General features: G+C 34.9%; 9 protein-coding genes. 2 read left to right on the plus strand and 7 right to left on the minus strand.

Annotation, left to right across the window (positions count from 1 at the left end):
• Window positions 1-37: 37 nt before the first annotated feature.
• The 5 genes from glmM to C1638_RS10690 all read right to left on the minus strand — a co-directional run bounded on the left by glmM (window position 38) and on the right by C1638_RS10690 (window position 6,052).
• A complete protein-coding gene (gene glmM / locus C1638_RS10670) occupies window positions 38-1,420 on the minus strand; it encodes a phosphoglucosamine mutase (RefSeq protein WP_109620807.1) in 1,383 nt (460 codons plus the stop codon).
• A gap of 70 nt (window positions 1,421-1,490) precedes the next feature.
• Window positions 1,491-2,504: a DUF4421 family protein gene (locus C1638_RS10675; RefSeq protein WP_109620809.1), complete on the minus strand. Its 1,014-nt coding sequence runs from the start codon at window positions 2,502-2,504 to the stop codon at window positions 1,491-1,493.
• A 218-nt stretch (window positions 2,505-2,722) separates the two neighbouring features.
• On the minus strand, window positions 2,723-4,756 hold the full coding sequence (feoB, locus tag C1638_RS10680; protein WP_109620811.1) for a ferrous iron transport protein B: 2,034 nt from the start codon (window positions 4,754-4,756) through the stop codon (window positions 2,723-2,725).
• Entirely contained in the window at window positions 4,756-5,010 is a 255-nt protein-coding gene (locus tag C1638_RS10685) for a FeoA family protein (protein ID WP_076352849.1), read from the minus strand. The genes feoB and C1638_RS10685 overlap by 1 nt, the downstream gene beginning before the upstream one ends.
• A gap of 133 nt (window positions 5,011-5,143) precedes the next feature.
• Complete coding sequence (locus tag C1638_RS10690) at window positions 5,144-6,052, minus strand: GLPGLI family protein (RefSeq protein ID WP_109621730.1); 909 nt, start codon at window positions 6,050-6,052, stop codon at window positions 5,144-5,146.
• Window positions 6,053-6,211: 159 nt separating this feature from the next.
• Between C1638_RS10690 and C1638_RS10695 the strand changes: the two genes are divergently transcribed.
• Window positions 6,212-6,709: a DinB family protein gene (locus C1638_RS10695; protein ID WP_109620813.1), complete on the plus strand. Its 498-nt coding sequence runs from the start codon at window positions 6,212-6,214 to the stop codon at window positions 6,707-6,709.
• Window positions 6,710-6,760: 51 nt separating this feature from the next.
• Here the strand turns inward: C1638_RS10695 and C1638_RS10700 are convergent, their stop codons facing one another.
• Window positions 6,761-9,460, minus strand: a complete 2,700-nt coding sequence (locus C1638_RS10700) for a Plug and carboxypeptidase regulatory-like domain-containing protein (protein WP_109620815.1) — start codon at window positions 9,458-9,460, stop codon at window positions 6,761-6,763.
• Window positions 9,461-10,110: 650 nt separating this feature from the next.
• On the opposite strand from C1638_RS10700, the gene C1638_RS10705 reads away from it, so the two are divergent.
• Complete coding sequence (locus C1638_RS10705) at window positions 10,111-10,992, plus strand: cupin-like domain-containing protein (RefSeq protein ID WP_109620817.1); 882 nt, start codon at window positions 10,111-10,113, stop codon at window positions 10,990-10,992.
• 59 nt (window positions 10,993-11,051) lie between these two features.
• Here the strand turns inward: C1638_RS10705 and C1638_RS10710 are convergent, their stop codons facing one another.
• Window positions 11,052-12,776 carry a M14 family metallopeptidase gene (locus C1638_RS10710; protein ID WP_109620819.1) on the minus strand — a complete coding sequence of 575 codons (1,725 nt, stop codon included), beginning with the start codon at window positions 12,774-12,776 and terminating at the stop codon, window positions 11,052-11,054.
• Window positions 12,777-12,887 lie beyond the last annotated feature (111 nt).

Genomic DNA, 12,887 nt, shown 5'->3' on the forward strand with positions numbered 1-12,887 from the left:
AGAACGGAACCCATAAAGCTCCGTTCTTTTGATTTATTTAAATTAAACTTTTAATTTTGGCAATGATATCATCTCCTAATTTATCAGCTTCTTCCTGAGATTTAGCTTCTGTATAAATTCTGATGATCGGTTCTGTATTGGATTTTCTAAGGTGAACCCAATTGTTTTCAAAGTCTATTTTAACACCATCTACAGTAGAAACCTCTTCATTTTGGTACTCTTGTTCCATTTTGCTTAAAATAGCATCTACATCAATCTCCGGTGTCAGTTCTATTTTCTTTTTACCCATGAAATAGCTTGGATATCCTGCTCTTAGTTCAGAAACGGTTTTGTTTTCCTTTGCTAAATGAGTTAAGAATAGGGCTACTCCTACTAAAGAGTCTCTTCCGTAGTGTAATTCCGGATAAATAATACCTCCGTTACCTTCGCCTCCAATGACAGCATTTTTCTCTTTCATTAAGGTCACTACATTTACTTCTCCTACAGCACTTGCAAAGTATTCTGAGTTATGTGACTGTGCTACATCCCTCAAGGCACGGCTTGAAGAAAGATTAGAGATTGCTACCCCGTTTTTATGTTTTAATAAGTAATCTGCAATAGCAACTAATGTATATTCTTCTCCGAACATTTCTCCCTTTTCATCAATAAGGGCTAATCTGTCTACATCCGGGTCTACAACTACTCCAAAATCTGCATTTTCTTTTTTAACTAACTCGCAAATGTCTCCCAAATGTTCTTTTAAAGGTTCCGGATTGTGAGGGAAGTGACCTGTTGGTTCACAGTATAATTTAATAGTTTCGCAACCTAATTTATCCAATAGCATTGGAATTGCAATACCTCCTGTAGAGTTTACAGCATCCAGTACTACCTTGAAGTTTTTTGCTTTAATGGCTTCAACATCTACCATCGGCAAATCAAGAATCTGCTGAATATGGATATCGAAAGCGTCTTCTCTTGTTTCATACTTCCCAAGATCATCTACCTCAGCATAATTGAAGTCTTCGTTTTCTGCAAGAGCAAGAACTTCAGCACCGTTTTCCCCACTGATGAATTCTCCTTTTTCGTTTAAAAGCTTAAGGGCATTCCATTGTTTTGGGTTGTGAGATGCTGTAAGGATAATTCCTCCGTCAGCATTCAATTCAGGCACCATTATTTCCACGGTAGGCGTTGTAGAAAGTCCTAAATCTACCACGTTGATCCCTAACCCTTGCAATGTAGCAGTAACTAAGGAAGAAACCATCTGACCAGAAATTCTGGCATCTCTTCCGATGATAAGGGTAAGGTCTTTTTTATTTTTATTGTTCTGAAGCCAGGTTCCGAATGCGGATGCAAATTTTACCACATCCAGCGGTGTAAGGTTATCATTAACTCTTCCGCCAATGGTTCCGCGAATTCCTGAAATAGATTTTATTAACGACATTATGTTTTTTATTTCTTATTGTTAGTATTATAATTTGTCCGAAACAAAGATACTTAAAAAGATTTTCAACTTATAAAACAGGAATCTTTTTTTGAATTTTGTCATAGGTATTCTTTACCACTCTGGGAGGTGCAAAACGATAACCAATGTACAGCAAACCATACACATTATTATTTTGTATAGCTTGATTTTTTGCCTGATTATAAGTGTAGGCATTAAAATTCATTTTCCCACCAAATAAAAACCGATCCGTGTTATATCCCACATGAAGACCGCCTTCCATTCTTAACGTTAAATATTGTGCATTTACTCTTGAATTATCCTCCTGAGCATCCCGATAGGTTGAAAATTTCCCACCAAGCCCAAGGGCAAGATAGGGTGAAATATTTACATTCTTCCCGAGCACCCAATTGTAGAAGTAGCCGATATTCCCACCAATTTTATACTGTGTTTCTTTAACTTTTTTCTCATCTACCTTATTTCTGAAAACAGTAAGGTCATAATCTAGAAACGGAACCCAGCTTCCTGAGCTTTTACTCTGCCATTCGCCTTGGGTATAGATACTTTTTGCTGAAAAATTTTTGTTGAGGATATACGACGTAGAACCACCAAAACTCTGTACTCTTAAGTCTGGAAACTGCATATAAGGATCACCCTCCCTCCAATTGGGGAAAAGATCCTGCATGTTTTCAATATAAAACCCTTTAACGTTTTTGTAATAAAGAGTCTGGATGAATCTTTTGGGGAATAATCTGAAACTAAAATCCGTATAGGAACTGTTTCCTTTTAGTTCATTGTCCTTATTTTCTGAAAAAAACTTAGGCGCAAACGATACGGTTGCACTGATGATCTTATAGTCAACAGATAAGGAAACTTTTGTTTTATTGTTGATTGTAAATATCTGCTGTTGCCCCTTTCCCTCCTCTCCTTCTGAGAAAATAAAGCTTTCAATATTGGTATCCAGATTGGCGCGAATCATTACCTGATCTGCGTAGGACTTGATATCAGTAGTATCCTTTTGTGCATTTGCCGGAATAGCAAATAAAAAAAATAATAATGCAAGTACTATTCTTGGAACGCTCAAACTGGATATTTTAAATTAAAAAAATGAAATTACTACATTTTTTTCAATTATCCGCTGAATGTTATGTTAAGAACAACCGCAATCTTTATCGCAATTTGTTCTTTTGGAGCTAAATTTCTTTGGAGCAAAGTTCTTTTTAAGCACCTTAAATAGAGAGAAACAAGCAAAAGCTACAATTAATGCAACAAGTATGTACTGAAAAATTAATGAAGAATCCATTACTTTAAAATTTGATATGCTATCATCGACACAAAATATGCCAAACCTGTCATCATAGCCACCTGAAAGCCTGTCCATTTCCAGCTTTTGGTTTCTCTATAGACTACTGCCAGTGTAGAAATACACTGCATTGCAAATGCATAGAATAAAAGGACCGAGATTCCTGTTGCAAAACTGAAGACTTTCTCTCCGTTTGGCTTCACATCTCGTCTCATTTTATCAATCACTTTTACCTCAGGAGCATCATCTTCAAGGCTATAAAGTGTAGACATTGTTCCCACAAACACTTCTCTTGCCACGAAACTTGTAAGAATCCCTACTCCCATTTTCCAGTCGTAGCCCAATGGAGCAATTACCGGCTCTATTCCTTTACCCATTTTGGCAAGGTAAGAATGGTCTAGTTCAACATTTGCGGCTACCAATTCGTTTGGATTCTGCTTAGGTCCGAAATAGCTTAAAAACCAGATAATAATACTTACAATGAAGATAATTTTACCTGCTCCAGTGATGAAATCCCATACTTTACCCAAAACCATTTTAAAGTCATAGCCAAAAAGTGGTTTTTTATAAGCAGGAAGGTCCATTACCAAATATGTTTTTCCTTTGTCTTTAATAAATCCTTTAAGAATTGCTGCAGAAAGTAGTGCGACTAAAAAGCCCAGCAAATACATTCCCATCAATACGAGTGCCTTATATTTTATACCCAGGAAAGATCCTTCAGAAATGATTAATCCAATAATGATACTGTACACCGGAAGTCTCGCTGAACACGTCATGAACGGCGTTACCAATATCGTCAGTAATCTTTCTTTAACGTTTTCAATGTTCCTTGTAGAAATTACCGCCGGGATTGCACAAGCTGTTCCTGAAACAAGAGGAACGATACTTTTTCCGTTAAGTCCAAATGGGCGAAGAAGTCTATCCATAAGGAAAACAACCCTTGCCATATAACCTGAATCCTCCAATAAGTAGAGGAAATATAATAAAATTCCGATTTGTGGTGCAAAAACTACAATTCCACCGATTCCCGGAACAATTCCGTTAGAAATTAGTGAATTAACAGGTCCTTCAGGAAGATGTTCATTGGTAAATGCAGCCAACCACGAGAAAGTTTCTTCAATCCAGTTCATTGGATATTCTGCAAGGAAGAAAACACTTTGGAAAATTACCAATAAGATGGCTAAGAAAACAATGTAACCCCAGAACTTATGAACTAAAACCTTATCCAGTTTTTCCGTTAGCAATTCTTTGAACTGCGGCTTCTTGGAAATTACATTCTCTAATATTTTATCAACGGTTTGGTATCTCCTAACGGTCTCCTGAACCTGTAATCTTTTTGGAACCAAACTTTTAGCATCAGATTCATTGATCTGTTCCATTACAGATCCTATCTTTCCAAGATCTGTTCCTAATGAAAGGCTCATCCATGCTTTATATTCATTATCCAGCCCTTTATGAGAGGTCAGTTTTTGGATAAAATCTCTGTGTTCGGCAGGGGTTTCAAAAGAAAGTTTATCTGTCTTTACAAATTCATTGTTATAAACAGCATCTCTTACTTCATTGATACCAATCTGTTCTTTGGCATTGGTTTGAATAATTTTAATCCCTAATGCTTCAGAAAACTTTTGAATATCTATGGTAATTCCTCTTCGTTCTGCCTGATCTATCTGATTCACAATCAAAATCATGGGAATTCCAAGATCCTGAATCTGCTGAAATAAAAGAAGACCTCTTTTTAGGCTTAATGCTTCAAGAATATAAACAACTCCTGCATAGTTTTTTTGTTCGTCAATAAGGTATTTTGAAAAAATAGCCTCATCTTCTGAACTTGGATATACACTATAAGAACCCGGAAGGTCAACAACCTCAACGTCTTCATTTTTATAGGCGTAATTTCCCGAATGACTTGCAACGGTAACACCTGCATAGTTTCCGGTTTTCTGCTTTTTGTTACAAAGTGCATTAAAAACCGTCGACTTCCCTACATTAGGATTCCCAACTAAAAGTATTTGTTTTTTCTTGTTTGCCTGCATTAATTCAATTCTTCAACAATGATATAATCTCCTTCTTCCTCACGAAGAGCAATCCGGCTTTTCTCTGCTCCAAATTCCACATACATTGGCCCATTGAACGGAGCCTGGTACAAAATCCTGAATACAGTCTCCGGAAGGAGGCCCATTTCAATGATTTTATTGGGCATTTTCAGATGGTCATTATCATATCCCAATATCTTTCCCATTTTGTTCTTAGGAAATCCACTTAATTTATGTAATTCGTTCTCTTTCAAAGCCTAAATTTTTGTCTTGCAAATATACGCTATTTAAATTTAATCTAAATAACGATTGCTCATAAAAGAAATCAACCCAAATACATTACTGTATCTGGGTTGACTCGAAATATAATTTAGTTGATATGAATGCTTATTTTTTCTTTTTTTCTGAAGCAGGTTGCTCTTTTTCGATAGGATTATCGTTGGCGTTATAAAACTCCTTGTACTGCTTCTCCTGTTTCTTCATCATGTCCCCCAGTGTTCCGTCCATTCCGGGAATTGTTTTAGACATCATGTCCTGTGTCATCATTGGACGTACAGAAGCAAATGGATCTTTTTTGAAATCATTGAATGTTTTTTCAAATTTTTCTCTTGATAATTCATTTACTTTTCCTCCGGAAGCTCCCATCAAGCTTTCAATGTAGGAAAACTCTGTATAATCTTTTACTTTTTTATTCCCTTGCAATACCCAAGAATAGTTTTTATCTGCATCTTCAATCTTTACGATTAAACCCGGAAGTCCTGAAAATTTATATGGCCCATCCTGAAAAGGGATATCTGTACTAAACCATGCCGTCCATTTTCTTCCTCCAAACTCAGTAGTTGCCTTTTGAGTATTGTATTCTCCAATCTTTTGCTTGTCGCTAAGAATATTCCAGTTGAACTTTAGATCTTCACTGTACCCAATATTACTTGGTGTAAAACCATTGGCAATTTTGTCTACATACTGAGCTTTCATGCTTGGATAAGCCTTATATATTCTTGCAGAAATTTTTGGGGTTTTAAGTGACTTGCTAAGGTCTTTCATCATCCCGGCTTTTTTCATGGCTTCTATTTCAACTTTCATGATAGAATCCTGTGCTATTACAGTATAATCCTGATAAACTGATCGGTTTTTATCTGTAATGTCTAAGATTGTAATTACCTTGTCTAGTTTTGTAGAATCTTTCTTAGGTTTAAAAGTCAGTTCATAAAAGAATCGGTTGGCCGTTTCTTTGGTATCCTGAGCACCAGCAAAAGCAAAAAGAGTGATAAGAAATACTGAAAATAACTTTTTCATTTTCCAAGTTTTATTAATTAGTAATAGATTATGGAATTTTGTTACAGTTTTTTTCAATTTTCTTTCAGAGGTTAGAGTAAAACATTAAAAATTATGATTCCGTTAAAACATTTTCAGGGGTAAAAGTTTTAACTTTAACTTTCTCAAAAACAAAATATTATGGACACTTTATCACAATTTAAAAATGAGCTGGAGACGGAATATCAAACCACCAGAAAATTCTTTGAAACTTATCCTGACGGAAAAAATGAGTATGCTCCTCATGAAAAAAGCATGAAACTGATGCCTCTTGCCACCCATATTGCTGAAATCTTTGAATGGCCTAATACGATGCTCAAAACCTCTGATCTAGATTTTGGAAAGGGTGATTATCAACCCAAGAAATTTTCAACCAAAGAAGATCTCTTACAGTCACTTGACCAAAATTTCCAATCAGGTAAGGAAGCTCTCGAAAATGCCAATGAAAATGACCTTAATGGAAGCTGGGCACTGAAAAACAATGGACAGGAACTGGCAAAATGGACAAAATATGAATCGATTCGTCATGCATTAAATCAAATTACCCATCACAGAGCACAATTAGGTGTTTATTACAGACTAAATGACATTCCTTTGCCTGGAAGTTATGGGCCGTCTGCCGATTATCAAGGCTTTTAATAAATCAGTATATCTCAATAAAAAACCAATCTCTAGGGATTGGTTTTTACTTTATTTAAAATTGAATTTTACGCTAAACATAACCTGACTTGGGCGAAGCTGCATTGTTGTTTGGATAATTGTTGCATCTCCTACACTGATTTTTTCAAATACTTTTCTGTTGGCAATATTCATCCACTTTAATTCAAAGTCAACTTTTTTCTTAGTCCAGCTAAATTGGTATGAAACATCAAAAAAGCCATTATTTAGTTTTGTATCCCCTAATTTTGAATTGATTTGATCCCAGTAAAAACCTATTGTATGGCTTTCCAGTGGATAGAAGAATACATTCAAATTGTGTGTGTAACCCTCTGTTTTTCCTAAATTGTTTTGAATAACTCCGTTAGACTGCTTATTCCATGATTTTGTCATGTTGAAATCTACACTCATCCAAGAGAAATAAGTGTTGTTGAATTTAAACCCTAAGGAGTTTGCATCATTTTTAGTGCTAAGATCCTGTTCATTTCTTCTGGATTCGGATTTTGAATTGGTATTACTAAATGATAGGGAAGCGTTGGATTTAAATTTTGGAAAATATTTTCCTATTTCTGCATAATAGCTATTGCTTGTTCTTTTATTCTCCCGTTCAATATATTCAATAACGCTAAAACCTAATTTGTTTACGGCACTGGAGGCCAATAAATTATTTTTAGCATCACTTAATCTATACCCCACATTAAAGAAAAGATTATTAAGTGGGTTTCTATATTCCAGTCTTACTCCTGCATTTTTTGTAGTTGTTTGTGGGATTGGGTTTTTAGGATTCATAACATTAAATCCTCCCGGACTTGTCAGAATATATCCGGCATAGGCGGTCTGTATATCTCCAAAATTATTGTTGATGCCTCCACTCATACTTGCTTTAAAGAAAGAAGCAAAAGAATATTGAGCAAAAATATTGGGGGTAAAGGTTACTTTACTTAAAGACTTTGAAACGTTTCTGAACTCATCCTCTGCTTTTATATTATTAAAATTTACAGGAAAGCTGGAAAATAAGCTCCATGCTTCTGATTTATAATTAATCCCAACAGAAGCCGATGGATTAACTCTTGTGAATTTTAAATCATTTTCATATGCCGGAGTACTGAAATCAGGTTTGTTGTCATCTGTAATTCCATCAAAATTAGTGGTTAGCTTATCTGTAGAAAAATCAATTCCGACTTGTGGCGTGAAAGTCCAGCCTTTTGTAGAAAAGCTGATGTTTGCTGAATGGGATGTATCTAAACTTTTAATTCTGAAACTTTGTAAAGCGGTAGATCCGGGTGTGAACTTAATGGTTGTAAATGCATCTGTTGCTTCCTCTCGATAAGGAAACTGCAAATAATTGGCAGGGGAAATTTCCAGAATTTGTTTGTCATTCTGATAACTGATATAGGATTTGAAATTTACCATTTTCTCTTTCCAGGGGATAATTGTACTCAAGGAGTTCTGAAATGATGTAGTAGGTGATTCCAAAGCTTCATTTCCAAATCTATCACTTCTTTCCGCAACAGCCCGGTCTGCATTCCAAAACTGAGAAAAAGTGGTAGTGTTTTTAAAGAATCCTTTTTTAGCATTTTTAGTAAAAATCAACTCTCCTTTTAATTTATCTGTATAAAAGTTATTCAGAAATCTGGTGTTATATTGTGTTCCTTGTTGAATATCTGTAGTAATACTGTTTGATTCTCTTTCTACCGCGTTATTAGTATAGTTGGCACTGGCCTTAAGCTCCCATTCTTTTTTCTTGTCAATATTGGTAAGGTAATTGGCAGAAAGGTAATGTACGTTATTCAGTAAATATCTTTTTACCGGAAGATTGGGGGCTTCAGCATTTTCTACACTTAGCCAGTTATTTTGAGAGATATTTGATCTTTTCCCTTCCCATCCGCTTCCAAAAGCTAAAATATTTCCCTCATTTTCAACCTGCTCGCCCATGTTATTGGTTTTATAGTTGACTACCCATTGGCTTTTCTGTCCGAAAAACATGGGTGTCAATTTTACATTCCAAAGCCATGGATCTCCAAAACCGGTTCCTACTTCTCCTCTACCCGTCATGGTTACGGAGTTTTTAAGTTTTATGTTGATTGCTGCCTGATCAGAGGGTACTTTATCCTGAAGAATTTTTACCGGTTGGTGGTTTTCAAGGACTTCTACCTTTTGTACAGCATCTTTTGGAAGTGAGTTGTTGATAGTACCATATCCCCCTTCCATAAGGTCTTTTCCATTCACATAGAATTTATTGATGGCATTTCCTTGGTAAAGAATGGTTCCATCTGTATTGACTTCAATACCCGGAATCTTTTTCATTACATCTGCTAGGGTTCTGTCGTTTTTGCTGTTGAATGCCTTTAGATCATAAGAGATGGTGTCTCCTCTTGCCGTAATCATTTTGGTTTTCAACTGTACTTCCTTTATTTCTGTAGCCTCAGACTGCATTTTAAAATTCAGAACCTGATCACTATTTCCGACCTGTTTTGTAAGAGGTTTTTGGTTGAATGCTTTTACCTTAAGGTCCACGTTGGGTTCTGGAGAAGTAAAAGTCACCTTGTATTCTCCTTTAGAGTTGGTAATTCCATAGGCAAGAATGGCATCTTTACCAGGCTCTTCAATGGTTACACTGGCACTTGGTATAGCTACCCCGTCATCATCAGTGATCTTTCCTGAAACCGTTTTCTGTGCAAATGTAAACACAGTAAAAAAAAGCATCAGAAATAGGGAAATATTTTTTTTCATATTTACTATTTGATTAATTAGTTAATCATTGTGGTTTTTCGTTACACTTTTTTAAAGATGCATTTTATCTTCGAAAGTTAAATCATATCACTACAAGCATCGTCATAATTTTGATTTTATTAAGGACAGAAAAGATCCTTAGTTTTTAGATTTGCAGAGATAAAATTTATGGTTTTTTATTCAAAATCACCATTCATTGAATAATTAAACACATAACAGCCACATTATCAGCGTTTAAATTAATTGTAAAAAATAGTGTATTTTATTCTCAAATTAAAAATATTTAGCTGATTTACAATAATTAAAATTTAAATTAAAAACACTGCTTTATTTATTGAATTAATATAACTCAACAGCCATTTATTCTTTATTTTATCAACTTTACCCAAGTTCTTTCCTTTAAGTAAAATCAATATTTTAGGCGCTGAATAGATTTCTATTCATTAAATAGTGTTTTTACCCTGTACATTGTTGCAGGGTATTTTTGTTGATATTTATATAAGAAAAATGGCTTTTTTATCACAAAATAAAAAAATAATTATTTTAATTGATTCTAAATAATAAATTAAACTTAAGGTATATATTAAAAAAAGCTTAAATCTGGGTTCGTAAATAATTATTTAATAATTTTGTAACATAAAATTTACAAAATGGGAATAATTTTAAAGCCTATAGATATTGTAGATGATATTTCTAAAGAAGAATTCTACGAAAAATATCTAAAGCCAAGAAGGCCCGTTGTCATCAAAAATATGGCAAAAAACTGGCCGGCTTACCAAAAATGGACGATGGAATACATGAAAGAGGTCGTAGGAGATGTGGAAGTTCCATTATATGACAGTTCAAAGGCAGATCCCTCTGCTCCCATCAATGCTTCTGCAGCCAAAATGAAGTTCAGTGATTATATAGATCTTATCCAGCGTGAACCTACTGATCTAAGAATTTTCCTGTTCGACCCTATAAAATATGCTCCAAAGCTTCTTGAAGATTATATTTCTCCCAAAAAATTAATGGGAGGCTTCCTTGATAAGTATCCTAATATGTTCTTTGGAGGAAAAGGATCTGTAACATTTCTCCATTTTGATATAGATATGGCGCATATTTTCCACACTCACTTTAATGGAAGGAAGCGTGTTCTTCTTTTTGATTATAAATGGCGAGAAAGATTATATCAAATTCCATATGCTACGTATGCTCTTGAGGATTATGATATTGAGAACCCTGACCTTACAAAATTTCCCGCATTGGATGGTGTAGAGGGTATTGAATGCTTCCTTGAGCATGGAGATACTTTGTTTATGCCTACAGGATGGTGGCATTGGATGAAGTATCTGGATGGTTCATTCTCTATTTCATTAAGAGCTTGGGACAAATCGTGGGCAGTAAAGGCGCATTCTCTATGGAATCTTACTGTACAGCGTAAATTTGATGATATCATGAAGTCCAATTTCAGAAATAAATATATGGACTGGAAAGAAAAGGTTGCCATCAAAAGAGCAGAAATAGCTTTAAAAAGAGGCCTTCCAAAATAAGTAAAAAGACGTTTCAACTGAAACGTCTTTTTTTAGTTTATTATTTGATTTACAGCATATTACAACACCCTATAAACAGGATACTGCCTAAAGGTTTTTTCTTCAAAATAAGGAGAATGTCTGTAGACCCAATCCAGCTGTGATTCTCCATCTTCAGATAGTTTTTTATCTGATCTTTTAGCTTCTTCAAAGGCTTCTTTTAGCTTTTTATCATTTTTCAACAGTTCTGCAGCGGTATCTTCAAAAATATAGGCTGAATAATATTCTTTCTGAGCGAGAATTCCATCAAAAAAATTCCAATTAAAAAAAGAGTCTAACGCTTCAGGTTCAAGGGTTTCAATAATATATTTTATACCAGGCTGATCTGTAGAAACCATGTAATCCCCTGTAGTAAATGTTCTATTTTTAGAAGCTTTGTCAACTGTGGTTTCATAATGCAGATAATGTCCTTCGTAAGGATTTTTTACTGTTTTAAAATCTCTGATCTTGTAAGATTCTACTAAGACAACGCTGTCTTTTTGAATAGGTTTCATCTGAATTCCGTTTCTTTTAAATTCATCAATAACCCTGTATTGTGACTGTGGAATTATATAGTATTTAGGAATGGTAATATATCCTGTAGGAACAGCTGTGGTAAAAAGCTTTATGTTTTTTGTAAAGGGTTTGCTTCTGTCATAATAGAGTCTTGGTTTTCCGGAAACTTCACTGGGTTTATATTTTCCTTCGTAGCCCTTAAAATCCATCGTTGTAAACTTTGTAGAGTCGATTTTCCATCGGATTCCGTATTGTTTTCCTGCCTGATATTGTTTCAGATTATCCAGACGAAGCTGTTTTATTTTTTGATAATCTTTGTCTAAATTCTGCAGATTAACCAGCATATATTTATAGGTAGCATCTACTCTTTTGTCATAGGGCTTCAGCATATGGGTCTCAGGAACAGTTCCCAATGAATTGAACAAAGTGGTATACCCTGTAGAATATCTTGGAGAGTCTTCAAAAGAAGCAAAACCAACTTCGGGAACATCACCGTGAATGTTTACGTAAGGTGTACTTTCATATCCTAATTTCTTCATATCATCAAGGTTTTTAGCTTGATAGTCGTTATAAAAATAGGCACCAAGAACATTTCCCAAACGTTCCTTAAATGTTGAAATATAAGTAAATGTGTATTGATAGTCTGCCCCATTACTTACGTGATTGTCAATAAAAACATCGGGTTGTAACCATTGATAAATTTCCTGAAAGCTTCTGGCATTTTTAGAGTCTGCCTTAATGAAGTCTCTATTCAGGTCGTAGTTTCTTGCATTTCCCCTAAAACCATATTGTTCCGGTCCGTTCTGATTAGCTCTGGAATGGGATCCTCTATTCAGCATTCCGCTGACATTGTAGGCAGAAATAGCAGCTATAACAAAGTTTTGTGGGGTCTTAATCTTCTTGGTTGCCAGATCACGCATCAACATCATAGTTGCATCAATTCCATCGGGTTCTCCGGGATGGATTCCGTTATTGACGAAGAGAATCGCTTTATTTTTTCTCAGTTTATCAATATCCTTTTCTGGAAATGGATTATAAACGACAACATAAATGGGTTTCCCATTATCGTCTTCTCCTTTTTTAAGATACTGAATGGTATTAAAATTTTTGGCTAAATCTTCATAATAAGAATTCATCTCATCATAGGTAACGGTTTGGTTACCATTTCCTTTCTCAAAAGGAGTCTGAAATGTTTTCTGAGCAAAAAGTAGAGACGAACTCAGTGTAAGCAGGAGGTATTTCAGTTTCATTAACGTATTATTTTCAGGATTTAAAATTAGTCAATATGAAGTTGTCAGAAAAAGTAAAATGACAAAAAGGCAAAATTGTTCTGTAAAAATGAAAAACCCCATAGGTTTTGA

It is taken from the genome of Chryseobacterium oncorhynchi (genome assembly GCF_002899895.1).
Lineage (GTDB): Bacteria > Bacteroidota > Bacteroidia > Flavobacteriales > Weeksellaceae > Chryseobacterium > Chryseobacterium oncorhynchi.